The organism is Bradyrhizobium embrapense (assembly GCF_001189235.2).
In the GTDB taxonomy this organism is placed as follows: Bacteria; Pseudomonadota; Alphaproteobacteria; order Rhizobiales; family Xanthobacteraceae; genus Bradyrhizobium; species Bradyrhizobium embrapense.
The window spans coordinates 1,107,276-1,130,091 of record NZ_LFIP02000001.1 but is presented as its reverse complement, the minus strand read 5'-3'; the positions used below and the strand labels follow the sequence as shown (position 1 = coordinate 1,130,091).

Sequence of the window (22,816 nt, the reverse complement as noted above, 5' to 3'; positions counted from 1 at the left end):
GAATCTGTTCACGTCAGGTTCGTGTGCCTCATCGCTTCCCGCAGTCAATCCAGGAAGGGCGATGAGCGTTACACTTCATGTCTGTATCACCTGTCGCGCGGGCCAGACGCTGGCCGAAGGTGAACTCGCGCCCGGTGCGCGCCTGCATGCCGCCCTCGTCGAGGCCGGCGTGCCCGATGACGTCAACCTGGTTCCCGTCGAATGCCTGTCGGCTTGCAGCCAGGGCTGCTCGATCGCGCTCAGCGCGCCGGGGCGGTGGTCCTATGTCTACGGCCGCCTGTCCGAAGCCAATGCCAAGGATGTGATCGCCGGCGCCTCTGCCTATGCGTCGGCGCCTGACGGCATCGTGCCGTGGCGCAGCCGTCCCGAAATCTTCCGCAAGCAATCGCTTGCCCGAATTCCACCTCTTCCCGTCGTGCCGGAGGCCGCCGAATGACCACGCTCACCAAGGTTCCGGTCACCGTGGTGACCGGCTTTCTCGGGTCCGGCAAGACGACGCTGATCCAGCATCTGATCCGCAATGCAAACGGCAAGAAGCTTGCGGTGCTGGTGAACGAATTCGGCAGCGAAGGCGTCGACGGCGAGATCCTGAAGTCGTGCGCCGACGCCAATTGCCCGACCGAGAACATCGTCGAGCTCGCCAATGGCTGCATCTGCTGCACCGTCGCCGACGATTTCATCCCGGCGATGGAGCAGTTGCTCGCACGCCCCGTGCGGCCCGATCACATTGTGATCGAGACGTCCGGCCTCGCGCTGCCGAAGCCGCTGCTCAAGGCGTTCGACTGGCCCGAGATCCGCTCGCGCATCACCGTCGACGGCGTGATCGCGCTGGCTGATGCGGAGGCCGTTGCCGCCGGCCGCTTTGCGCCTGATCCCGTTGCGGTGGATGCGCAGCGCGCGGCCGATGACAATCTCGACCACGAAACGCCGCTATCGGAGGTGTTCGAGGACCAGATCGCCTGTGCCGATATTGTATTGCTGACCAAGGCCGATCTTGCGGGAGCGGAGGGGATCAGCGCTGCGAAGGCGGTGATAGCTGCCGAGATGCCGCGCGAGGTGCCGATGTTGCCCGTCGTCGACGGCGCCATCGATGCCCGCGTGATCCTGGGCCTTGAGGCCGCGGCGGAGAACGATCTCGCGTCGCGGCCATCGCATCACGACGGCGAAGAGGAACACGAGCACGACGATTTCAATTCCGTGGTGATCGATCTTCCGGAGATCGTTGATGTCGATGCGCTGGTCGCCTCGATCAAGGGGCTGGCGCGCGAGCAGAACGTGCTGCGCGCCAAGGGCTATATCGCGGTCGAGGGCAAGCCGATGCGGCTATTGGTGCAATCGGTCGGCGAGCGGGTGAGACATCAGTTCGACATGCCGTGGGGCGTGCGGGCGCGACAGTCGAAGCTCGTCGTGATCGGCGAACACGGCGATATCGATGAAGCCGCGATCAGGGCGCGACTAGGTGTCTGATGCACGTCGTCTTCCGCGAGAGCCGCGGCCTTGAGGAGACCGCGACGCCAAGGGACCTCGGCCAGGATCCGGCCGATCTCGTGGTTTTGTCGTTTTCCGACAGCGATCTCGCCGCGTTCGCGGCCGGCTGGCGGCGGGGCCGCGCCGCGCTGCCGTCGCTACGGCTCGCAAATCTCGCCGAGCTGCGCCATCCGCTGTCGGTCGATACCTATATCGAGCGCACGCTGTCGCAGGCACGCGGCATCCTGGTGCGGCTGATAGGTGGCGAGCCTTACTGGTCATATGGACTGGCCGCGGTGCATCGGCTGGCGAAGGAGCGCGGCATCGCCCTGGTCGTGCTGCCGGCGGATGGCCGCGACGATCCGCGGCTCGATGAATTCTCGACCTTGCCGGTGTCGACGCTGCGCCGCCTGAAGCTGCTGTGCGACAAGGGCGGCCCGGTTGCCGCGCAGGCCGTGATCGCGCAACTGGCGCTGGCGTCCGGACTTTATGCGGGACCGGTTGTCGGCGAGATCGATCTTCCCGAAATCGGGGTCTATGATTCCCGGCGCGGTGTCGTTGCGGCGCTGCCGGCACCGGATCGCCGGCCGCGAGTGCTGGTAACCTTCTATCGCTCCTATCTCGCGGCCGGCGACACGGCGCCGATCGATGCGCTGATCGAGGCGTTGCGCGGAAAGGGCTTTGATGCCCATGGGCTGTTCGTTACTTCGCTGAAGGCGGCGGGGGTGGCCGATTGGCTACGGGCACAGTTCGCGCAATGCCCACCGACCGCTGTCGTCAATGCGACCGCGTTCTCCGCGGCCGGTGACGATGGCACGACGCCGTTCGACGCTGCATCCTGTCCGGTGTTCCAGGTCGCGCTGTCGACGGCGCGGCGCGAGGACTGGACCTTGTCGCTGCGCGGCCTGTCGCCCGGCGATCTCGCAATGCACGTGGTGCTGCCCGAGGTTGACGGCCGCCTGTTCGCGGGGGTCGTCAGTTTCAAGTCGCCTGGCGAGCGCGATCCCGATCTGCAGTTCGCCCATCTTGCGCATCGCCCGGATGCTGAGCGCGTCGCGGCGGTTGTCGGGCGCGTGGCAGCCTGGCACCGACTTGCCGGCAAACCGGTGCAGGAGAAGCAGCTTGCGCTCGTGCTCTCGAACTATCCGGGCCGTCCGCATCAGATCGCGCACGCCGTCGGCCTTGATGCGCTGGCCTCGATCGAGGCGTTGCTGGCCGATCTCGCGGCCGCGGGCTTTGATCTTGAGCCGGTGGAGTCGCTGGGTGGCATGCTGCTGCACCGGAAGCTGACATGGGACGTGGCCGAGTATCGTGCGACGATCTCGAACCTCCCGCAGCCGCTCCAGGACGATCTTGCGCGCGCGTGGGGTGCACCGGAAGATGATCCCGATTGCCGCGACGGCGCATTTCATTTCGCGGCGATCCGGAGCGGCAAGTCGATCATCGCGGTTCAGCCGGAGCGCGGTGACGTCGGTCAGCGCGACGCCGACTACCACGATCTGTCGCGCACGCCTCGCCACGCCTATGTCGCGTTCCATCTGTGGCTCAGGCGGCAGGGCATCGATGCCGTCGTCCACATGGGCGCGCATGGCACGCTGGAATGGCTGCCCGGCAAGTCGGTTGCGCTGTCGTCCGCATGCTGGCCGGATGCGCTGATCGGCGATCTGCCCGTCATCTATCCCTTCATCGTCAACGATCCCGGCGAAGCCGCGCAGGCCAAGCGCCGGATCGGTGCCGTGACGATCGGCCATCTGCCGCCGCCGCTGGCACCGGCCACGATGCCGGAGGGCTTGCGCAATCTTGAACGTTTGCTCGATGAATATTCGACGGCGGACGGTCTCGATCCGGCGCGGCGGCAGCGCCTGATTGCCGCGATCCGCGAGGAAGCCCGCATCGCCGGACTGGAGGACGATCTCGGTCTCGCGGCATCAGTCTCCGCGGCCGAGGCGATTCCGCAGATTGATCGCTTCGTCTGCGATCTCAAGGAGAGCCAGTTCGGCGACGGCCTGCATGTGTTCGGGCAGGGCGCTTGCGGCGAGGCGGAGCGGGCGGCGCTGCGCGATGCGCTCGCGGGGCGGCGTGTTGCGCCGGGGCCGTCGGGTTCGCCCTATCGCGGGCGCAGCGACGTGCTGCCGACCGGTCGCAACCTGTTTGCGGTCGATCCGCGCGCGGTGCCGACGCCGTCGGCACATGCGCAAGGCGTCAAGCTCGCCGAGGAACTGCTGCGCCGCCATTTGCAGGACCACGGTGACTGGCCGAAAGGGCTCGTCGTCGACCTCTGGGGCTCCTCGACGATGCGTACCGCTGGCGAGGATTTTGCGATGGCCTTGCATCTCGCCGGGATCGCGCCGCGCTGGGATCATGGATCGGGCCGGGTGTCGGGCTACGACATCATCGCGCCGGCGGAGCTCGGCCGGCCGCGCATCGACGTGACGCTGCGGGTGTCGGGGCTGTTCCGCGACGTTTTCTCGGGGCTCGCGCAGCTGTTCGAAGCGGCGACCGAGGCGTTGGCCGAACGCAGCGATGAGGCGGACGAGAATCCTTACCGGCAGCGCATCTCGCGCGTGTTCGGTCCTCGCCCGGGACACTATGGCGCCGGCATCGCGGCTGTCCCTGACGTTTTCACACAGGAGGCACGCGAGGCGGCCGGTGAAGCCTGGCTGTCGGCATCGTCGTGGGCCATTGCATCCGATGGCGAGATCCGGCTCGATCGTGCCGGCATCGAGACGCGGCTCGCTGCTGCCGACAGCTTCGTCCATACCCAGGATTTGCCGGAGACCGATCTGCTGCTGGCGGCGGACTATGCCGCGCACGAGGCCGGCATCGCCGCTGCGGCGCGGCGGCTCGGCGCAAAGGCCCCGTCGCTCTATCACCTCAATGCGACGCGGCCGGATCAGCCCCATGCCCGTTCATTGACCGAGGAAATCTCCCGGGTGGTGCGGACGCGCGCAGCGAATCCCGCATGGATCGCCGGCATGATGCGCCATGGCTTCCGCGGTGCCGCCGAGATAGCGGCGACGCTGGAACATATGGCGGCGTTCGCGCATCTTGCAGGCGCGGTGCCGCCGCATCTGTTCGACCTCTATTACGACGCGACGCTCGGCAATGACGACGTTCGCGCTTTCATGGCGTGCGAGAACCCGGCGGCACTGGCTGCGATCGAAACCTGCTTCACCCGGTTGCATGACGCCTCGCTGTGGCAGACGCGGCGCAATTCGATTGCGGCGGCGCTGCAGGAGGCCTCATGAGCGCGATCGCGATCAAGGGCTGGTGTCCCGGCGCGCTCCGGCCGATGCAGTCGGGCGATGGCCTCGTGGTGCGCATCCGTCCGCGCGGCGGACGGCTGGATGCCGCGCAGGCGGCGGGGATCGCCGAGCTAGCGGCGCGATACGGCAACGGCCTGATCGATCTGACCAGTCGCGCCAATCTCCAGATCCGCGGCGTCGACGATGAGGGTTATCCGGCTCTGATCGGCGGGCTCGCCGAGTTCGGCTTGCTGGACCCGGATTCGGAAACTGAGGCGCAGCGCAACATTCTGGTGACGCCCTTCTGGAGTGCCGGAGACGACACGCGCCCGCTCGCAGCCGAACTCGAGCGGACGCTCGCCGGCGTGTCGCTCGATCTTCCGACCAAGTTCGGATTTGCGATCGACGATGGCAGCGAGCGCGTGCTCGCCGGCGCGTCGGCGGATGTCCGGATCGAGCGCGGTCGCAATGGCGGGCTGCTGGTGCGGGCCGATGGCGCACAATTCGGGCTTTCCGTCGCGCGCAGCGAGGCCGTGCAGATCGCACTGTCGCTGGCGGAATGGTTCGTCGTCTCCGGCGGAGCCAGGGGCGAGAAGCGACGAATGGCGGCTCACCTCGCCGGCGGTGCGAGCTTGCCGCAGTCGCTTCGCGGCGACGCCGAGCCCATAACCCAATCGGCGGACCCTGTGCCCGGGCTCTATCCGACCGGTGCGATGGTTGGCGTGGCCTTCGGACAACTGACGCAGCAGACACTCGGCCATCTCGCCGGTTGCGCGCAGGCTTTCCGCATGACGCCGTGGCGGATGGTGCTGGCTGAGGGGATGCATGAGATGCCCTTTGGAACGGACCTCGTCACTGATCCCAATGATCCCGTACTCCGCGTGATCGCTTGCAGCGGCGCACCGCGCTGTCGTGAGGCGCATGCCGATACGCGCGCACTGGCGTCCGTGCTCACATCTTCTGTCCCGGCCGATGCCCGGCTTCATGTGTCCGGCTGCGCCAAGGGCTGTGCCCAGTCCGGTTCGGCTGACGTCACCCTCGTTGCGTCATGCGAGGGCTTTGACCTGATCCGTCATGGCACCACGCGGGATGCGCCGGTCTTGCGAGGCTTGACCGCTTCGTACCTCGTTGCAAATTCCGCCGTGTTGATGGGAGGCCATTGATGCCGCACGTCTATGAGACCGATGGTGCGGCGATCTATCGTCAGTCCTTTGCGACGATCCGGTCGGAGGCCGATCTCGCCCGGTTTACGCCCGACGAGGAGCCGGTGGTCGTGCGCATGATCCATGCTGCGGGCATGGTGGGTCTCGAAGCGCATGTCCGCTTCACGCCCGGCATGGCCGCATGTGCGCGCGCCGCCTTGCAGGCGGGCGCGCCGATCCTTTGCGACGCTCGCATGGTGTCGGAGGGCATCACGCGTGCACGGCTGCCGGCCGGCAACGCCGTGATCTGCACGCTCGGCGATCCCCAGATTCCGGCACTGGCGCAATCGATGCGGAATACGCGCTCCGCGGCAGCGCTCGAACTGTGGCGGCCGCATCTGGCTGGGGCCATCGTCGCGATCGGCAACGCGCCGACGGCGCTGTTTCATTTGCTCAACATGCTTGAGCACTCCGATTGCCCGCGGCCGGCGGCGATCATCGGCTGTCCGGTCGGCTTCGTCGGTGCGGCCGAGTCGAAAGCGGCATTGATGGCTGCGCCGCCGGTGCCGGCGCTGACGGTCGAGGGGCGTCTCGGCGGTTCGGCGATCACGGTCGCCGCCGTCAACGCGCTGGCGAGCCGGAGCGAATAGCGATGGGGCGCATCATCTGCTGCGGGCTCGGCCCAGGCGATCCGGATTTGATGAGCGTGCGCGCCGATCGCGTGGTGCGCGCCGCCAAGCACGTCGCCTATTTTCGCAAGAGGGGGCAGCTCGGCCAGGCGCGCCGCATTGTTGAAGGCATGCTCGCCGCCGGCGTCAGCGAATATCCGATGGAATATCCGGTCACCACGGAGATTGCCTTCGACAGTCCGGACTATGCGCGTCTGCTGGCCGGGTTCTATGACGAATGGACCGAGCGGCTGGCGCGGCTTGCGCGCGCCGTCGACATCGTCGTGCTCTGCGAGGGCGATCCCTATTTCTACGGTTCGTTCATGCACCTGCATGCCCGCCTGCAGGGTCGGATCGAGATCGAGGTGGTCGCCGGCATTCCCGGCATGGTCGGTTGCTGGAATGCGGTCGGCCGGCCGATCGCGCTTGCCGACGATGTCACCATGGTGCTGATGGGCACGCTGCCCGAGGCCGAGCTCGTACAGCGGATGCAGAACTCCGACGCGCTGGTCGTGATGAAGACCGGCCGCAATCTGACAAAAATCCGTCGCGCACTCGCGGCTGCGGGCCGTCTCGGCGATGCATGGCTCGTCGAGCGCGGCACCATGCCCGATCAGCGCGTCGCCCGGCTCGCCGATCTCGCCGAGGCCGACGCTCCGTATTTCGCGATCGTGCTGGTGCACGGGCAGGGCCGGCGCAGGGAGGCGGTGCCATGACCGGCACGCTGACCATTGCGGGACTGGGGCCGGGCGACGAGGCGCTGATCACCCCGGAGGTCTCCGCAGCGCTCGGAAATGCGACCGACATCGTGGGCTATGCGCCGTACGTTACGCGGGTGCCGCCACGCGACGGGTTGACGCTGCATCCCTCGGACAATCGCGTCGAGCTGCAGCGCGCTGGTGAGGCACTGCGGCTGGCGTCAGAGGGCCGGCACGTCGTCGTGGTGTCGTCCGGCGACCCCGGCGTGTTCGCGATGGCGTCCGCCGTGTTTGAAGCGCTGGAAAGCGTGCCGCAATGGCATGACCTGCCGATCCGCGTGCTGCCCGGCATCACGGCGATGCTGGCGGCGGCGGCGAGCGCCGGCGCGCCGCTCGGTCATGATTTCTGCGCGATCAACCTGTCCGACAATCTAAAACCCTGGCCGCTGATCGAGCAGCGCCTGCGGCTCGCGGCCGGGGCCGATTTCGCGATCGCGATGTACAACCCGCGCTCGGCTAGCCGGCCGGAAGGCTTTGCACGGACGCTCGCGATCTTGAGAGAGGCGGGCTGCAGCGAGCGCATCGTGATTTTCGCGCGCGCCGTCAGCACGCCCGAGCAGCGGATCGAGACGGTTCTGTTGCGCGATGCGCGGCCCGAGATGGCCGATATGCGGACGATGGTGATCGTCTGCAACTCGACGACGCGGCGGGTGGGCCGCTGGGTCTATGCGCCGAGGCAGGTCCGATGACCGAGCCATTCCATCACCTCGCGCACGCGTTCAACCCGCGGCCTCTCGGGCAGCAGCGGCCGCGTGATCATGATGACGGGAAGGCCGAGCGTACGGGCGGCGTCGATCTTGGCGCGGGCGCCACTTCCGCCGGAATTGCGGGCGACGATCCACGCGATCGCGCGCGTGCGCATCATTTCGAGCTCGCCCTCGAGCGTGAATGGGCCGCGCGAGACGATGATTTCGGCATCGGGCAATGGCAGCGTTTCTCCGGGCGGGTCGACGAAGCGCAACGTATAGGCATGCTGCGGCCGGCTGCCGAACGGGGCGATATGCTGGCGGCCGATCGCGAGGAACACGTTGGCGCGGCTCTCCGGCAAGGCCGCGACCGCCGATCCGGCGTCCGCTACCTCGATCCAGCGATCGCCGGATGTTCTATTCCAGGGCGCGCGTTCGAGCGCGAGCAGCGGCGTTGCGGCTTGCGCGCACGCGGCGATCGCGTTGCGGCTCATCTCGGCGGCGAACGGATGCGTCGCGTCGATGACATGCGTGATGCCCTCGCGACGCAGATAGTCGGCAAGACCGCCGACGCCGCCGAAGCCGCCGATCCGGGTCGGCAGCGGTTGTTCGGCGGGAGAGGCGGTGCGCCCGCCATAGGAATAGACCGCGTCGATGCCCGCGCTTGCGATTGTCGCGGCAAGCAAATTGGCGTCGGCTGTTCCGCCCAGGATCAGGGCGCGCGTCATGGGTAATCCGTGGTTGACCATCATCGGCATCGGCGAAGATGGCCTCGCCGGCCTCTCCGACGCAAGCCGAAAGGCGCTTCGTGAAGCCGAAACGGTGTTCGGCGGCGAACGGCATCTGGCGCTGGCCGGGATCACCGATCGTGGCCGCGCCTGGCCGGTGCCGTTCGATGCGGACATCGTGCTTGAATGCCGCGGCCGCCCGACCGCGGTGCTCGCCTCGGGCGATCCGTTCTGGCATGGCGTCGGCGGCAGCCTTGTCGGGAAATTGCAGGCCGGCGAGTGGGTCGCGCATTCCGCGCCATCGACGTTCTCGCTGGCGGCGGCACGGTTGGGCTGGCGGCTCGAGAACGTCATCTGTCTCGGCCTCCACGCCGCACCATTCGAACGGCTGCTGCCACATCTTGCGCGTGGTGCACGGATCATCTGCCTGGTGCGCGATGGCAACGCGGCTTCCGATCTCGCGCGCTGGCTCACCGAGCGCGGCTGGGGGCAGTCATCAGTATGGACGCTGTCCGCACTTGGCGGCCCGCGCGAATCCATCAAACAGCATTGCGCCGACAATTTTGCCGGCGCTTCAAGCGACAGCCCGGTCGCGGTTGCGCTGGAGGCGGCGGGCGCACAGGGGATCGCGCGCAGCTCGGGTCTTCCCGAGGCACTCTTCGTGCACGACGGACAACTGACAAAACGGCCGATCCGCACGCTTGCGCTGTCGGCGCTTGCGCCGCGGCCGGGCGAGCGGCTATGGGACATCGGCGCCGGCTCCGGCTCGATCTCGATCGAATGGGCGCTCTGCGGCGGGACGGCGATCGCCGTCGAGGCCCGCGGCGAACGCGCCGCCAACATCCGCAGCAACGCGGCGAGCTTCGGCTTGGCACATCGGATCACGGTGATCGAGGGCACGGCGCCGGGTATCTTGTCGGACCTCGAAGGGCCCGACGCCGTGTTCATCGGTGGCGGCCTCGATGCCGATATGTTCGATGCGATCTGGTCGCGCATCGCGCCGGGAACGCGACTGGTCGCGCATGCCGTGACGCTGGAAACCGAGGCGCTGCTTGCCGATCTGCATCAGCGGCTTGGCGGCGAACTGATGCGCGTGGAGATCGCACATGCCGAGCCGCTGGGCCGGTATCGCTCGTGGAAAGCGGCGCGGCCGATCGTGCAATGGAGCGCGGTCCGATGAAGGTCGCGGGTCTGGGATTCAGGAGCAATGCCAGTGTCGCGTCGTTGCGCGAAGCGCTCGACGCCGCCGGCGGGCCCAACGGCCTTGCGGCGGTTGCGACAGTGAGCGACAAGGCCGGTGCGGTGGCATTGCAAGCGTTGGCACAGGAACTGGGATTGCCGATCCGGAGCATTCCCGCCGAAATGTTGGCTGAGATACAAACCGCGACGCAATCCGACCTCGTCAAGGCCAGGTTTGGAACGGGCTCGGTCGCCGAGGCAGCGGCAGTCGCAGCCGCCGGGCACGGTGCACGTTTGATCGCGGTCAGGGCCGTGTCGCGGGATCGGGCGGCGACTGCGGCGATCGCAGAAGGAGACGGCGAATGACGGTGCATTTCATCGGCGCGGGTCCAGGCGCCGCCGATCTCCTGACCTTGCGGGGCCGCGATCTCATCGCCTCTTGTCCGGTCTGCCTCTACGCCGGATCGTTGGTCCCCGCGGGCGTGTTGGCGCATTGCCCGAAGGATGCGCGCATCGTCAACACGGCATCGATGTCGCTCGACGAGATCATCGCCGAGATCGCTGCGGCGCATGCGCAAGGAAAGGACGTCGCGCGGCTGCATTCGGGCGATCTCTCGATCTGGTCGGCAATGGGGGAGCAGCTGCGCCGGTTGCGCGTGTTGGAGATTCCATATTCGGTCACGCCCGGCGTGCCGGCGTTTTCGGCGGCGGCGGCGGCGCTGGAATCCGAGCTGACGCTGCCAGGCCTTGCGCAATCGGTGGTGCTGACGCGCACGCCGGGCAGGGCGAGCGCGATGCCCGACGGCGAGACGCTCGCGGCGTTTGCCGCGACCGGCGCGGTGCTCGCGATCCATCTGTCGATCCATCTGCTGGACAAGGTTATCGCCGAGCTGACGCCACATTATGGTGCGGATTGTCCGGTGGCGATCGTCTGGCGCGCGAGCTGGCCGGACCAGCGCATCGTGCGCGCCACGCTTGCGAGCCTCGATGCCGCGCTCGGCCCCGAGCTCGAACGCACCGCGCTGATACTGGTCGGCAAGACGCTCGGCGCCGGCGAATTCGCCGAGAGTCGCCTTTATGCGGCCGACTATGACCGCCGCTACCGGCCGGTGGGGCCCGAGCCGCGCTTTCCGGAAACATCGCGATGACCGCGGGGCTCGTGATCTCTGCACCTGCATCCGGGGTCGGCAAGACGACGCTAACCCTGGCGCTGGCGCGCGCCTGGCGCAATCGCGGGCTGAAGGTGCAATGCCTGAAGAGCGGACCGGACTATATCGATCCCGCCTTTCACGCCGTCGCGACCGGACGCGCGTCCGTCAACATCGACAGCTGGGCGATGTCGGGCGAGGCGATCGCGCATCTGGCAAGCCGTGGCGCGGAGGCGGATCTGGTGCTGGCCGAAGGCTCGATGGGACTGTTCGACGGCGTCGCAACGCGCGGCGTCTCGGGCACCGGTGCCACCGCCGATATCGCCGAGATGATGGGATGGCCCGTGCTGCTGGTGATCGATCCCTCGGGCCAGGCGCAGACCGCCGCGGCGGTTGCGGCGGGATTGCGCGACTTCCGCGCCGGCGTGCGGCTTGCCGGTGTCGTTCTCAACCGTGTCGCCAGCCCGCGGCACGAAGCACTGGTGCGCAGCGCCATGGCGGACGCTGGCATTGCGGTGCTGGGTGCGCTGCCCCGGCACGCGGAGATCGCGTTGCCGAAGCGTCATCTCGGCCTGGTGCAGGCGGAAGAGCAGGTTCAGATCGACGGTCTGATTGACGAGGCCGCACGCTTCGTCGCCGAGCATGTCGATCTCGACGCGGTGTTGCGATCGGTGCGCGACTGGTCGCCGCAATCGGCCGCGCGCAGCCTCGACATCACGCCGCCCGGCCAGCGCATCGCGCTCGCGCGCGACGCCGCGTTCTCTTTCGTCTATCCGCACATGCTCGAGGCCTGGCGTGCGGCCGGCGCCGAGATCGTGACGTTCTCGCCGCTTGCCGACGAGGGCCCCGAGGCGAACGCCGATGTGTGCTGGCTGCCCGGCGGCTATCCCGAACTGCATGCGGCGCGGCTTGCTTCCAACACGCGATTTCTTGGCCAGTTGCGCGCCTTTGCGGAGATGAAGCCGGTGCACGGTGAGTGCGGCGGCTACATGGTGCTGGGCGCCGCGTTGACCGATGCAGACGGCGTGCGTCACGCGATGGCCGGATTGCTCGGCCTCGAGACCAGCTATGCCAAGCGGCGCATGCATCTCGGCTACCGGCTCGCTGAGCTCGCCACTGCGATGCCCGGGCACGGTCCCGGCGCACGCTTGCGCGGCCACGAATTTCACTATTCGACGATCGTCGCGCAGCCGGACACGCCGCTTGCGGTGGTGCGCGATGCGACCGGCGCGATCGTAGCCGAAACCGGATCGTGGCGCGGCAACGCCACGGGTACGTTCTTCCATCTGATTGCGGAGGACCGATGAGCGGATTCGTCTCCTTCGTCTCGGCTGGCCCCGGCGATCCCGAGCTCCTGACCATGAAGGGAGCCGCGCGGCTGCGCGAGGCCGACGTGGTGCTCTATGATGATCTCGCCTCGGGCGCGATCCTCGATCTCGCGCGCGCTGGCGCCAATCTCGTCGCGGTCGGCAAGCGCGCCGGCCGCCTCTCGGCGAAGCAGCATCATGTCAGCCGGCTGCTGGTCGACTATGCCGCGACCGGCGTGCGGGTGGTGCGGCTGAAGTCAGGCGATGCCGGCATCTTTGGACGGCTCGAAGAGGAGATCGAAGCGCTGCGCGCGGCCGGCATCGGCTACGAGATCATTCCCGGCGTAACCTCGGCCTCGGTCGCGGCGGCGCAGGCCGGCATTCCGCTGACGCGACGGCTGACCGCGCGCCGGGTCCAGTTCGTGACCGGCGCCGACGTCACCGGCGAGTTGCCCGCGGATTTGAATTGGGCGGCGCTGACCGATCCCGAGGCCACCACCGTCGTCTATATGGGCCGGCGCACCTTTCCGGCGCTGACCGCGAGGCTGATCGCGCATGGCCTTTCTCCCGACACGCCTGCGCTGCTCGCGGAGTCGCTCGGCCACACCGAAGAGCGGATCGTCCGCACCACGATCGCAGAGCTGGCCGAACGGCTCGCGCATGCAGGCGCCGCCACCGCGGCGGCGGTCATCCTGTTCGGCGCGCTGGCGCCGGAGCAAGGTTGATACGGCCATGCTGGCGCTTTCCCTGATCGGTATCGGTTGTGGTGATCCCAGGCAGCAGCTCACCCTTGCTGCGATCGCTGCCATCAATGCCGCCGATTTGATCCTGATCCCGCGCAAGGGGACCGCGAAGTCGGATCTCGCCGACTTGCGCCGAACGATCTGCGCCGAGGCGTTGAACAATGATCGCACGCGCATTGCCGAGTTCGACCTGCCGGTGCGTGACGCCGGCGAGGAGGATTACCGCAAGGGCGTCGACGATTGGCACGATGCCGTCGCCGCAACCTGGTCGCAGGAAATCGCGCGCCATCTCGGTGGCGCGGGGCGCGTTGCTTTGCTGATCTGGGGCGATCCCTCGCTTTACGATTCGAGCCTGCGGATTGCGCAACGGCTCGATCCGCGGCCGTCGATCGAGGTGATCCCGGGCATCACCTCGATCCAGGCGCTGTGCGCGGCGCATGCGCTGCCGCTCAACGAGATTGGCGAGCCGTTCCTGGTCACGACAGGCCGGCGGCTCCGCGAGGGCGGATGGCCTGATGGCGTCGACACCATCGTCGTGATGCTCGACGGCGGCGCCGCCTTCCAGACGCTGGATCCTGTGGGCTTGAAGATCTGGTGGGGCGCCTATCTCGGCATGCCGGATCAGATCATCATGGCGGGTGAGTTAGCCGAGGTGGGCTCTCGCATTGTCGCCGCGCGCCGGAATGCGCGTGCGCAGCACGGCTGGATCATGGACAGCTATGTCTTGAAGCGGCGTTCGTGATCGGCGGGATTGCGTCGGCAGTCCACGCAGCAGGACGGCTATCCGGCCTTCAATCCGCGGATCGAGGGTTGAATCGTCAGGCGGTAGGCCACGAGCTTGTCACCGCCGAACTGCTCGAGCGTCGTCTCGCAGACCGGGCAGCGATACTCGCCCTTGCTACCCGATCCGGATGTCAGCTCAAGGCGCCGGAATCCAGCCCCGCAGCGCGGACACGTGACGTCGTCCTTCTTCATCAATCCACCCCAGAACAACACCGGCGGTATCTTGTAACCCGGACCGGACGGCAGAACCATGGTCATGGCCGGCGGAGCGACCGATCATTCCCGCATGGCAATCCCGACGCGATCCACATCGAACCTCCCCCCGCCGGTTCGATCTCGCCCAGGAACGGACCGGCAACTGCGACGCATTCCACAAACTCGCCAGCAGCTTATGGCGTAACGTCGGAGCATGATCTGCCCTTGCCTGCATCGCAACATGGCGGCGATGTCGCGAAGTCAGCGGTCCTACGATCCGTGATCGCCGGCGAACGCGAGGCGCGCCGGCGATCCATCGCGATCAGTGGACGCCATCTATTGCCTGATCAGGCGCACCACGTCCTGCCTCAGCAGGTAGAGCGACACGGCGAGCAGAACGACGTCCTTCATCAGGAAGGGCACGTTGCCGGTCATCGCAGGGAAGCCTCCGGCGGCAACGTCCCAACCATCGGGCATGAACGGGATGATGGTGACTGTCGCGATGAAGGTGCCGGTCGAGCCGAGGGCGCCCAGAACGCCGAAGCGCTTGTCCCAGAACCCTGCGAGCAGCAGCGCGCCGAACGTCCATTCCGAGGCGCCAAGAAAATAGCTGGCGCCGGCATGGCCGAAGGCCGGATACAGCCACCAGATCAGCGGCCCGTTGCTGATGAACGGGACCAGCCGTTCGAATTCGTACGGAAACCATTTCTGGTAGCCAAAAAACAGGAACATGATCACCATCGCGGCCCGAACGAGATAGTAGTCGAGATCCTCCGCAAGCAGGCCGGACCGTTCGAGTGCACGGACAAGCGGATTGTGAGCAGTGCTGGTAAGCGTGGTCATGGTCGTGATTCCCTGTGGGACACCGCGCCGCCGCTTCACGCGACAGCTGGGAAGTCGATGTCGGTGTCGTTGATGCGGTTGAAGACGTTGGTGAAGACGATGGTCGCGAACGCCAGGCTGATCTCGACCAGCTGCGCGTCGCTGTAGCCGACGGCCTTGATCGCGGCGAAGTCCTCATCGTTGACGGTGCCGCTCGACTGCGCAAGCTTGCGGACGAATTGGACCAGCGTGTCTTGACGGGCATCACCGGTCGGCGCGCCTTCGCGGATCTGCTTCAGTGTGTCTGCCTTCACACCGGCGAGCTTGGCGAGATGGGAATGCGCAGCGACACAATAGTCGCAACCGCCGGCGGCGCTGATCACGAGCTTGATGATCTCCCGATCGCGCTTGGACAGGCTGCCGCCGGCGAGCACGGCATCGGCGGCGAGCATGGACTTGAGCGCGGCCGGGCCATGGGCGGCAATTGCCGCATAGGCGTTCGGGACACTGCCGGCTGCCTTCTTGATCTGGGCGTAGATCTGGCCCGACGGGCCGGTATCGGCTTCGAGATTGGGAACTGAGAGACGGGACATGGTGGCACTCCTTGTTTTGGGGTGGTGAACGATTGCGGAGTGACAATAGGATCGCGGTCTGAGACATTGAATGTTCATATTGCTCGATTATATGCTCAATCGTCTCATGAACTGCCTCGGGGGATTAACCATGGATTGGCTCAGCCGGCTATTCGAGGTGATGCCGGTGCGCGGGCGGCTCGATATTCGCTGCAGCTACAGCGTGCCCTGGCGCATCGAGCAGGGGCCGGGCGCGACCAACGAGATCCCCTATCATGCGGTGCTTGCCGGCTCGGCGATCCTGGACGATCCCTCGGGCGGCCGACCGTTGCTGCTGAAGACCGGCGACATTCTTCTGTTGCCCGGCAATCCGCGACACGTGATGCATGACGGCAGCGGGGCGCCGCCGCTGCCGCCGCGCAACCGGGCGGCACAGAATTTCACCATCAGTGAAAACCTGGGTTCGGACGAGCGGCTTGATTTGCTGTGCGGACATTTCGCGATTGCACCGCCGCACGACCGTCTGTTGCGCACCTATCTTCCGCCGCGTCTCGTCGTGCATGCCGGCGCACGGATGGGGAAGGGAACGGCGGCACAGCTTGCGGGCCTCGTGTCCCTGATGCGCAGCGAAACGGCCGACGATCATCTCGGTGGCCGCGCCATGCTGGATGCGCTGTCGACGGCGATGTTTGCGCTGGTGCTGCGGCTTGCCAGCGAGACCGATGACAGGTCACACGGTCTGCTCGCACTGGTCGGCGATCCCCGCCTTGCGCCGGCGGTGGCGGCCATGTTCAACCAGCCTGCGCGCGCTTGGTCGCTGCCGGAGCTTGCGCGTCTCTGCAACATGTCGCGCGCCACGCTGGCCCGGCAATTCCAGGACAAGCTCGGGCGATCGCCGAGCGATCTGCTCACCGATATCAGGATGACGCTTGCGGCGAACGAGTTGAAGAGATCATCGCTCTCGACCGGCGCCATTGCGGAGATGGTCGGCTACCAGTCCGAGGCTGCCTTTCAGCGCGCCTTCAAGAGCCATATCGGCGTGACGCCGGCGCAATGGCGAAAGGGGCAGCACTCCGGGGAGGAGATGTTGGCCGGTTCTGGCGCGCCGGCCGATCCGGATGGGAGTTCGCCGGCTGCGCGCGAATAATCTACGCGAGGCAAGCGGCCGGTGGCTGGTTGCCACCGGCTGCTCTGCGCGCTGTCATGCCTTCACGGCGGCGGCCTGCTGGAGAACTGCGATCATGTCCTCGGGCTCCGGGCGGCGGGTATAGTCGGGGTTCACCTCCGAGTAGAGGATCACGCCGTCCTGTCCGATGACGTAGCGGGCCGGCATCGGCAATGTCCAACTCGGATCGTCGTTGAAGGTCGGCAGGTCGTTCTTCAGCTGCTTGTAGAGCGCGACCAGATAGTCGGGCAGATGGAAGCGCAGTCCGAAGGCCTCGCCGATCTGGCCCTTCGCGTCGGACAGGATCGGGAAGGAGAGCTTGTTCTGGCGCACTGATTTGCGGCTGTTCGGCGCGGTCTGCGGCGAGATCGCGACCAGCGACGCACCGTACCTGTCGAATTCCGGCTTGGCGGCTTCGAGTGCCTGCAGCTCCATGTTGCAATACGGGCACCAGACGCCGCGGTAGAAGCTGAGCACCAGCGGGCCGCGCCTCAACAGGTCGGCCGAATTGACGATATTGCCGTCGGGATCCCGGAGCGAGAAGGCAGGAGCGACGTCGCCGGCCCTCTTGGCGCGCTGGGCGGCACCGGATGCGATCAGCTCCGCGGTGGCGCGGTGCATGATCTCGATCACGGCCGGCGGAACGTTGTAGGGCGGCTTTCCGGCTTCGAAATCGGCCTTGAAGGCATCGAGCTTGGCTTGCAGTGACATGACGGTTCTCCTCGGGCTTCTGCGCGAAGGACGGCCACGCCGTCCGCTTGTTGAGTTCACACGCAGGAAGCTAAAGGAGATGGCCGCGCAGGGTAGCGCTGCCGTAGGACTAGCGCTTATTCCCGCTCGGAATAAACGTTGCAAGATTATGCATTGAAGCTGCGCTCGAAGAAGTTCACGAATGTGCGCGCCTTGGCGGTCGCGGCGCGTCCGGTCGGAAGCACGGCCCAGAGATCGAGCGCGGGCAGGCTCCACTCCGGCAAGACTGCGCGCACGGCGCCCGCCTGGAGTTCGGGGGTGAACATCCATTCCGAGGCGATCGCGATCCCGGCATCGGCCAGCACTGCAGCGCGCACGCCTTCGGCGGCGCTCACCCGCAATCGACTCCGCACCGTCACGGCGAGTTCGGTGCTCTCGCGTTGAAACGACCACACGCTGCCCTCGCGGAGGTAAACAACGGCCTGATGCCGGCTCAGCTCGCTTGGCGTTGCCGGCGTGCCGGCGCGGTCGAAATAGGCCGGCGTGCCCAGCACGAGGCGCTTGCATCTCGCGACGCGGCGCGCGGTCAGCGTCGAATCCGTCATCTTGCCCATCCGGAGCGCGACGTCGATGCCTTCCTGCACGAGATCGATCTGGAGTCGTCGAGCACGATCTCGAGCTCCAGCTCCGGGTGCTGCGCGAGAAACTTCGGCCGCATCGGAATGAGATGGATCCGGGCGAAGGTGACGGCGGCGCAGACCCGCAATCGTCCCTTGAGCCCGGCTCCGGCGCCGCGCGCGGCGATCTCGGCCTCGGCCGCCTCTTCAAGCGCGCGCCTGGCGCGCTCGAGGTAGCCGAGCCCGGCTTCGGTCGGGGTGAGACCATGGGTCGAGCGCGCAAGCAGCTTGACCCCGAGGAATTCCTCGAGTTGCGCGACTGATTTCGAGACCGCCGGCTGGCCGACCCGAAGCTGTCGCGCCGCAGCGGAGAACGAGCCGGTCTCGACCACCCGCACGAACGTCTCCATCGCCGCCAGACGATCCATGGCTATTCTCCACAGGAATGAGCGATACGGCCCATCCTGTCACGGTCCGGGGCGATTGGCCATTTCCGGACGCGGGTCGGTAGCGGAGAGCTGGCAGGCTACGACTTGCGGTGCCTGGCGTTGACCGCGATCGCGGCGGCGGCGGTGCGGTTCTCGACGCCGAGCTTGGCGTAGATCTGCTCGAGATGCTTGTCGACGGTGCGCGGGCTCAAACCCAGGATCTGCGCGATGTCGCGGTTGGTCTTGCCCTTGGAGAGCCAGGACAGCACCTCGCCCTCGCGGGTGGTCAGGCCGAGCTCGCTGGAGAACTCGGCCGGCATGTCGCCGCTGGTGTCCTTGGCGAGGCGCAGCAGGAATTCGTTGGGGCCGAGCTTGCCCATGAATTGCAGGCGGAGCTGCTCGTTGCCGGGGAAGGACGCCACCGTCGCGGTTTTCGCTCCGGCTTTGCCCTTCTGCGCCTGGTCGAGCCATTGCGGCATCGGCTCCGGCAACACGAAATTGTCGGCGGCTTCGGCGAGCGTATCCGACAGCAGCCGCTGTGCCTGCGGCGTCGCCCACAACAGCGTGCCCGAGCTGTTGACCGCGAGCAGGTAGCGGCCGGAGACGTCGAGCGCGGCGCGGGCGCTCTGCGTCATCCGCGCGTTGGCGAGGTGGACCCGGATCCGCGCCAACATCTCCTCGACCACGATGGGCTTGGTGACGTAGTCGACGCCGCCGGCCTCCAGTCCGCGCACGATGTGCTCGGTCTCGGCGAGCCCCGTCATGAAGATGATCGGCACGCCATCGAGCCCGGCGTCGCGCTTCAGCCGCTTGCAGGTCTCGAACCCGTCCATGCCGGGCATCACGGCATCGAGCAGGACGATGTCAGGGGTGATCTGGTCGACGATGCGCATCGCGGAGGCGCCGTCGAGCGCGACCATCACAGTCATGCCGGCGCCGTCGAGCGCGTCGGTCAAGAGCCGCAACGTCTCCGGCGAGTCGTCGACGACGAGCGCGACGTCGCGCTTTCGCTGTTCAATGGTCATAGCTGTGCAATGTCTTCAACGTCGCCATATATTGATCAAGATCGAACCGGTCGATCAGCGTGCGCATCTGGCTGACGAAATCGGTATGCTCGGGACTTTCGTTGCCGATCTCGTCGAGCTTGAGCTGGATCGCCCTGATATAGCCGAGCTGGCCGAGGCTGATCAGCTCTTCGACATATTTCACCGGCGGGCGTGAGCCCGTGTCGGGCTTCCATTGCGGAGGAGGAACCTGCTCGGCCTCATACTGCCATTCGATCTTGAGCAGCTGGCGGATGGTCTCGAGCAACCGCGGAATGTCGATCGGCTTCATCAGATAGCCGTCGTGGAACGGCTGCGCCAGCGGCGCGCCATGGGCCTCCAGCGCGCTGGCCGAGATCATCAGGATTCGTGCCTGGTGATGGCCTTCGGAGCGCAAGGTCTCGGCGACCGTCCAGCCGTCCATGCCCGCCATCGAGATATCGAGCAGGAACATGTCGGGACGACAATGCTGCGCGAGCGCAAGGCAGCCCGGCCCATCCGGTGCGCTGAGCAGGATGAAGCCGAGCGGAGCCAGGATCTGGCGCAGGAGGTCGCGGTGGGTCGGGTCGTCGTCGGTGATCAGGATGGTCTTGCGCGGGCCGTGATAGCCGTACACGGGAGCATCGATCGGGGCATCGCGGCGCGGATTGGTGACCTCGGATAGCAGCAGCTTGACGCGGAACGTGCTGCCGGCACCGACCGTGCTCAGGACCTTGATGTCGCCGCCCATCACACCCGCGAGCAAGCGGCTGATGGTGAGGCCGAGCCCGGTACCGGTCTGCGGCTGGCTGACGCCCAGTGCGCCGCGCTCGAACGGGGCGAAGATCCGCTCGAGATCGTCGGGCTGGATGCCCGGCCCGGTATCGATCACCTCGAACTCGGCGACCGGACTGCGGTAATGCACCACGAACTGCACCTTGCCGGTCTGCGTGAACTTGATCGCATTCGACAGCAGGTTGATCAGGATCTGCCGCAGCCGCTTCTCGTCGGCATAGACCACGACCGGCAGCACGGCCGGCCGTCTGAACACGAAGTCGATGCCCTTTGCGGCGGCCTGCAGGCGGAACATGCCGACCAGCTGCTCGAGGAAATCGTTCAGCCGCACCTCGTCGCGCGACAGATAGAGGCGGCCGGCCTCGATCTTGGAGATGTCGAGGATGCCGTCGATCAGGCCCGACAAATGATCGGCGCTGCGGCGGACCACGCGCACCTGCTCGCGGGGACGCACCTGGAGACTGTCGTCCTGCTCCAATAGCTGCGCGTAACCGGAGATCGCGTTGAGCGGCGAGCGGAGCTCATGGCTGAGGCCGACGACGTATCTGCTCTTGGCGAGGTTGGCCGACTCCGCCACTTCCTTGGCGCGCTGCAACTCGGCATCGGTGCGCTTGTGGGCGTCGATCTCCTGGATCAGTAGCGTGGTCTGCCGGCGGGTTTCGTCTTCGGCGGCACGGCGGCTCTGCTGCGCCAGCACGAACAGCCAGGCGACGACACCGATGATTAGGGTCAGTGCAAAGAACACCTTCCACAGCACGTCGGCCAATAGTTCGTTGGCATGCACGGCCGCGGTGGTCTGCAAATAGATCAGGCCGAGCACCAGCGCCACGAGACCGGCCGAGACCGCGAACACGCCGAGATAATGGCCGAGCTGCGAGTTGATGCGGGCGTAGATCGGCTGCGGCATCACCGTGCCCAGGGCGTCCGACACCTGCGCGCCGATCCGCCCGTGCGGTTTGCAGAGGTCGTGACAGCGGGCGTCGAGCGAGCAGCACAAGGAGCAGATCGGGCCGGCATAGGCCGGGCAGGCGGCCATGTCCTCGGGCTCGAAGGCATGCTCGCAGATACAGCATTGGATCGATTCAAGGTTCTGCCAGCTCCGCTTCGGCTTGCGCGCGATGTAATACTTGCCGTCGGTCGCCCAGGCAATCAGGGGCGCCGTGATGAACGCGACCGCGAGCGCCACGAAGGCGGACAGCGCCTTGGCGGTCGGACCGAACAGGCCGTAGAACGCGCTGATCGAGACCACGGTGGCAATCGTCATGGCCCCGACCCCGACCGGATTGATGTCGCAGAGATGGGCGCGCTTGAACTCGATATGCTGCGGCCGCAGGCCGAGCGGCTTGTTGATGACGAGATCGGCGACCAGCGCGCCGACCCAGGCGATCGCGACGTTGGAGTAGAGCGCCAGCGTCTGCTCCAGCGCCTTGTAGACGCCGATCTCCATCAACAGCAGCGCGACGACCACGTTGAACACCAGCCACACCACGCGGCCGGGATGCGAATGGGTGAGGCGGGAGAAGAAGTTCGACCAGGCGATCGAGCCGGCATAGGCGTTGGTGACGTTGATCTTGACCTGCGACAGGATCACGAACGTCCCGGTCAGCGCCATCGCGAGATCCGGCTGCGACAGCACGTAGCGGAAGGCTTCGAGATACATGTTGGCCGGCTCGGCCGCATGCTCGGCCGAGACGCCGTGGCTGAGCGCGAAGAAGGCGAGGAACGAGCCGGCCAGCAGCTTGAGCGCGCCGAGCACGATCCAGCCCGGACCGGCGCTCAGCAGCGCGATCCACCAGGCCTTGCGCGACGTGCGGCGATCGCGCGGCAGGAAGCGCAGGAAGTCGACCTGCTCGCCGATCTGAGCCACCAGCGCGAACACGACCGAGGCCGCGGTGCCGAACAGCAGCAGGTCGAGATTCCCAGCGGGATCGCCGTGCTCGCCGGCGAATTTGCGCCACTCGGTGAAGGAATGCGGATTGGCCCAGGCGATCGCCGCGAACGGCATGATGTGGAGGATCACCCACAGCGGCTGCGTCCAGAGCTGGAAGCGGCTGATCAGCGTGATGCCGTAGACGACGAGGGGAATGATCACGACAGCGCTGATCAGATAGCCGATCGGCCGCGGGATGCCGAAGCACATGTCGAGCGCGCTGGCCAGGATCACGGCCTCGATGGCGAAGAAGATGAAGGTGAAGGAGGCGTAGATCAGCGAGGTGATGGTCGAGCCGATATAGCCGAAGCCGGCGCCGCGGGTCAGCAGGTCGATATCGATGCCGCTTTTGGCGGCATGGTAGGCGATCGGCAATCCGCAGAGGAAGATGATGACGCTGACGACGAGGATCGCGGCCGAGGCGTTCATCGCGCCGTAGTTCAGCGTGATGGTGCCGCCGATCGCCTCCAGCGCGAGGAAGGAGATCGCGCCGAGCGCGGTGTTGGCGACGCGGGCGGCGGACCAGCGCCGCGCGCTCTTGGCGGTGAAGCGCAGCGCGTAGTCTTCCAGCGTCTGGTTGGCGACCCATTGATTGTATTGGCGCCTGACGCGGTCTATCCGCTGCCGCCCTGCCACTCTTCTAACTCCTGGTCCACGATGCTTTGATCGCGGGCAAATCCCGTACCAAAAACCTACGTCGCTATTTTGCGGTGCAGTATACGCGAT

General features: G+C 66.7%; 21 protein-coding genes and 1 pseudogene. 14 read left to right on the top strand and 8 right to left on the bottom strand.

What is annotated here, in order from left to right; all coding sequences use genetic code 11:
* The first annotated feature begins 61 nt into the window (after positions 1-61).
* From AKN83_RS05580 to cobJ, 7 genes are read left to right on the top strand one after another with little or no spacing between them, the layout of a single operon-like run.
* Positions 62-436 (top strand): DUF1636 family protein, encoded by a 375-nt coding sequence (locus AKN83_RS05580; RefSeq protein ID WP_050405049.1) that lies wholly within the window; start codon positions 62-64, stop codon positions 434-436.
* Positions 433-1,467, top strand: coding sequence for a cobalamin biosynthesis protein CobW (gene cobW, locus AKN83_RS05575; protein WP_050405048.1), 1,035 nt, complete (start codon positions 433-435; stop codon positions 1,465-1,467). The genes AKN83_RS05580 and cobW overlap by 4 nt, the downstream gene beginning before the upstream one ends.
* Positions 1,467-4,715, top strand: coding sequence for a cobaltochelatase subunit CobN (gene cobN, locus AKN83_RS05570; RefSeq protein WP_050405047.1), 3,249 nt, complete (start codon positions 1,467-1,469; stop codon positions 4,713-4,715). The genes cobW and cobN overlap by 1 nt, the downstream gene beginning before the upstream one ends.
* Complete coding sequence (cobG, locus tag AKN83_RS05565; protein WP_050405046.1) at positions 4,712-5,875, top strand: precorrin-3B synthase; 1,164 nt, start codon at positions 4,712-4,714, stop codon at positions 5,873-5,875. The genes cobN and cobG overlap by 4 nt, the downstream gene beginning before the upstream one ends.
* Positions 5,875-6,504, top strand: a complete 630-nt coding sequence (locus AKN83_RS05560) for a precorrin-8X methylmutase (RefSeq protein ID WP_063695197.1) — start codon at positions 5,875-5,877, stop codon at positions 6,502-6,504. Before cobG ends, AKN83_RS05560 begins: the two co-directional genes overlap by 1 nt.
* Positions 6,505-6,506: 2 nt before the next feature.
* Positions 6,507-7,238, top strand: a complete 732-nt coding sequence (locus AKN83_RS05555) for a precorrin-2 C(20)-methyltransferase (protein ID WP_063695196.1) — start codon at positions 6,507-6,509, stop codon at positions 7,236-7,238.
* Positions 7,235-7,969 carry a precorrin-3B C(17)-methyltransferase gene (gene cobJ, locus AKN83_RS05550; RefSeq protein ID WP_050405045.1) on the top strand — a complete coding sequence of 245 codons (735 nt, stop codon included), beginning with the start codon at positions 7,235-7,237 and terminating at the stop codon, positions 7,967-7,969. Before AKN83_RS05555 ends, cobJ begins: the two co-directional genes overlap by 4 nt.
* Here the strand turns inward: cobJ and AKN83_RS05545 are convergent.
* Positions 7,945-8,694 (bottom strand): cobalt-precorrin-6A reductase, encoded by a 750-nt coding sequence (locus AKN83_RS05545; protein ID WP_050405044.1) that lies wholly within the window; start codon positions 8,692-8,694, stop codon positions 7,945-7,947. The genes cobJ and AKN83_RS05545 overlap by 25 nt on opposite strands.
* Here AKN83_RS05545 and AKN83_RS05540 point away from each other — a divergent pair.
* From AKN83_RS05540 to cobF, 6 genes are read left to right on the top strand one after another with little or no spacing between them, the layout of a single operon-like run.
* Entirely contained in the window at positions 8,693-9,874 is a 1,182-nt protein-coding gene (locus tag AKN83_RS05540; protein ID WP_050405043.1) for a bifunctional cobalt-precorrin-7 (C(5))-methyltransferase/cobalt-precorrin-6B (C(15))-methyltransferase, read from the top strand. The genes AKN83_RS05545 and AKN83_RS05540 overlap by 2 nt on opposite strands.
* Positions 9,871-10,239 carry a cobalamin biosynthesis protein gene (locus tag AKN83_RS05535; RefSeq protein ID WP_050405111.1) on the top strand — a complete coding sequence of 123 codons (369 nt, stop codon included), beginning with the start codon at positions 9,871-9,873 and terminating at the stop codon, positions 10,237-10,239. Before AKN83_RS05540 ends, AKN83_RS05535 begins: the two co-directional genes overlap by 4 nt.
* Positions 10,236-11,021, top strand: coding sequence for a precorrin-4 C(11)-methyltransferase (gene cobM / locus AKN83_RS05530; protein WP_050405042.1), 786 nt, complete (start codon positions 10,236-10,238; stop codon positions 11,019-11,021). Before AKN83_RS05535 ends, cobM begins: the two co-directional genes overlap by 4 nt.
* Positions 11,018-12,328: a cobyrinic acid a,c-diamide synthase CobB gene (locus AKN83_RS05525; RefSeq protein WP_050405041.1), complete on the top strand. Its 1,311-nt coding sequence runs from the start codon at positions 11,018-11,020 to the stop codon at positions 12,326-12,328. Before cobM ends, AKN83_RS05525 begins: the two co-directional genes overlap by 4 nt.
* Complete coding sequence (gene cobA, locus AKN83_RS05520; RefSeq protein WP_050405040.1) at positions 12,325-13,053, top strand: uroporphyrinogen-III C-methyltransferase; 729 nt, start codon at positions 12,325-12,327, stop codon at positions 13,051-13,053. Before AKN83_RS05525 ends, cobA begins: the two co-directional genes overlap by 4 nt.
* A 7-nt stretch (positions 13,054-13,060) precedes the next feature.
* The gene (gene cobF / locus AKN83_RS05515) at positions 13,061-13,813 is read left to right on the top strand and encodes a precorrin-6A synthase (deacetylating) (protein ID WP_063695195.1); all 753 of its coding nucleotides are present in this window, start codon (positions 13,061-13,063) and stop codon (positions 13,811-13,813) included.
* A 38-nt stretch (positions 13,814-13,851) separates the two neighbouring features.
* Here cobF and AKN83_RS05510 read toward each other — a convergent pair whose 3' ends face one another.
* The 3 genes from AKN83_RS05510 to AKN83_RS05500 all read right to left on the bottom strand — a co-directional run bounded on the left by AKN83_RS05510 (position 13,852) and on the right by AKN83_RS05500 (position 15,464).
* Positions 13,852-14,112, bottom strand: coding sequence for a hypothetical protein (locus AKN83_RS05510; RefSeq protein WP_244521897.1), 261 nt, complete (start codon positions 14,110-14,112; stop codon positions 13,852-13,854).
* Between the two features lie 273 nt (positions 14,113-14,385).
* Positions 14,386-14,892: a YkgB family protein gene (locus AKN83_RS05505; RefSeq protein ID WP_050400057.1), complete on the bottom strand. Its 507-nt coding sequence runs from the start codon at positions 14,890-14,892 to the stop codon at positions 14,386-14,388.
* Positions 14,893-14,927: 35 nt separating this feature from the next.
* Positions 14,928-15,464, bottom strand: a complete 537-nt coding sequence (locus AKN83_RS05500) for a carboxymuconolactone decarboxylase family protein (protein WP_050400059.1) — start codon at positions 15,462-15,464, stop codon at positions 14,928-14,930.
* 130 nt (positions 15,465-15,594) lie between these two features.
* On the opposite strand from AKN83_RS05500, the gene AKN83_RS05495 reads away from it, so the two are divergent.
* Positions 15,595-16,590 carry an AraC family transcriptional regulator gene (locus AKN83_RS05495; protein WP_050400061.1) on the top strand — a complete coding sequence of 332 codons (996 nt, stop codon included), beginning with the start codon at positions 15,595-15,597 and terminating at the stop codon, positions 16,588-16,590.
* 54 nt (positions 16,591-16,644) lie between these two features.
* Here AKN83_RS05495 and AKN83_RS05490 read toward each other — a convergent pair whose 3' ends face one another.
* From AKN83_RS05490 to AKN83_RS05475, 4 genes and pseudogenes are all read right to left on the bottom strand, one after another.
* Entirely contained in the window at positions 16,645-17,319 is a 675-nt protein-coding gene (locus AKN83_RS05490; protein WP_050400063.1) for a peroxiredoxin-like family protein, read from the bottom strand.
* A gap of 146 nt (positions 17,320-17,465) precedes the next feature.
* A pseudogene (locus AKN83_RS05485) lies at positions 17,466-18,325 on the bottom strand (LysR family transcriptional regulator).
* 116 nt (positions 18,326-18,441) lie between these two features.
* A complete protein-coding gene (locus tag AKN83_RS05480) occupies positions 18,442-19,368 on the bottom strand; it encodes a response regulator transcription factor (RefSeq protein WP_050400064.1) in 927 nt (308 codons plus the stop codon).
* Positions 19,358-22,726 carry a hybrid sensor histidine kinase/response regulator gene (locus tag AKN83_RS05475; RefSeq protein ID WP_050400066.1) on the bottom strand — a complete coding sequence of 1,123 codons (3,369 nt, stop codon included), beginning with the start codon at positions 22,724-22,726 and terminating at the stop codon, positions 19,358-19,360. The genes AKN83_RS05480 and AKN83_RS05475 overlap by 11 nt, the downstream gene beginning before the upstream one ends.
* Between the last annotated feature and the right edge of the window lie 90 nt (positions 22,727-22,816).

Excerpts from the sequence above, each read along its gene's own strand:
- AKN83_RS05580 (WP_050405049.1), top strand. The coding sequence starts at position 62 with ATGAGCGTTACACTTCATGTCTGTATCACCTGTCGCGCGGGCCAGACG.
- cobW (WP_050405048.1), top strand. The coding sequence starts at position 433 with ATGACCACGCTCACCAAGGTTCCGGTCACCGTGGTGACCGGCTTTCTC.
- cobN (WP_050405047.1), top strand. The coding sequence starts at position 1,467 with ATGCACGTCGTCTTCCGCGAGAGCCGCGGCCTTGAGGAGACCGCGACG.
- cobG (WP_050405046.1), top strand. The coding sequence starts at position 4,712 with ATGAGCGCGATCGCGATCAAGGGCTGGTGTCCCGGCGCGCTCCGGCCG.
- AKN83_RS05560 (WP_063695197.1), top strand. The coding sequence starts at position 5,875 with ATGCCGCACGTCTATGAGACCGATGGTGCGGCGATCTATCGTCAGTCC.
- AKN83_RS05555 (WP_063695196.1), top strand. The coding sequence starts at position 6,507 with ATGGGGCGCATCATCTGCTGCGGGCTCGGCCCAGGCGATCCGGATTTG.
- cobJ (WP_050405045.1), top strand. The coding sequence starts at position 7,235 with ATGACCGGCACGCTGACCATTGCGGGACTGGGGCCGGGCGACGAGGCG.
- AKN83_RS05540 (WP_050405043.1), top strand. The coding sequence starts at position 8,693 with ATGGGTAATCCGTGGTTGACCATCATCGGCATCGGCGAAGATGGCCTC.
- AKN83_RS05545 (WP_050405044.1), bottom strand. The coding sequence starts at position 8,694 with ATGACGCGCGCCCTGATCCTGGGCGGAACAGCCGACGCCAATTTGCTT.
- AKN83_RS05535 (WP_050405111.1), top strand. The coding sequence starts at position 9,871 with ATGAAGGTCGCGGGTCTGGGATTCAGGAGCAATGCCAGTGTCGCGTCG.
- cobM (WP_050405042.1), top strand. The coding sequence starts at position 10,236 with ATGACGGTGCATTTCATCGGCGCGGGTCCAGGCGCCGCCGATCTCCTG.
- AKN83_RS05525 (WP_050405041.1), top strand. The coding sequence starts at position 11,018 with ATGACCGCGGGGCTCGTGATCTCTGCACCTGCATCCGGGGTCGGCAAG.
- cobA (WP_050405040.1), top strand. The coding sequence starts at position 12,325 with ATGAGCGGATTCGTCTCCTTCGTCTCGGCTGGCCCCGGCGATCCCGAG.
- cobF (WP_063695195.1), top strand. The coding sequence starts at position 13,061 with ATGCTGGCGCTTTCCCTGATCGGTATCGGTTGTGGTGATCCCAGGCAG.
- AKN83_RS05510 (WP_244521897.1), bottom strand. The coding sequence starts at position 14,112 with ATGACCATGGTTCTGCCGTCCGGTCCGGGTTACAAGATACCGCCGGTG.
- AKN83_RS05505 (WP_050400057.1), bottom strand. The coding sequence starts at position 14,892 with ATGACCACGCTTACCAGCACTGCTCACAATCCGCTTGTCCGTGCACTC.
- AKN83_RS05500 (WP_050400059.1), bottom strand. The coding sequence starts at position 15,464 with ATGTCCCGTCTCTCAGTTCCCAATCTCGAAGCCGATACCGGCCCGTCG.
- AKN83_RS05495 (WP_050400061.1), top strand. The coding sequence starts at position 15,595 with ATGGATTGGCTCAGCCGGCTATTCGAGGTGATGCCGGTGCGCGGGCGG.
- AKN83_RS05490 (WP_050400063.1), bottom strand. The coding sequence starts at position 17,319 with ATGTCACTGCAAGCCAAGCTCGATGCCTTCAAGGCCGATTTCGAAGCC.
- AKN83_RS05480 (WP_050400064.1), bottom strand. The coding sequence starts at position 19,368 with ATGACCATTGAACAGCGAAAGCGCGACGTCGCGCTCGTCGTCGACGAC.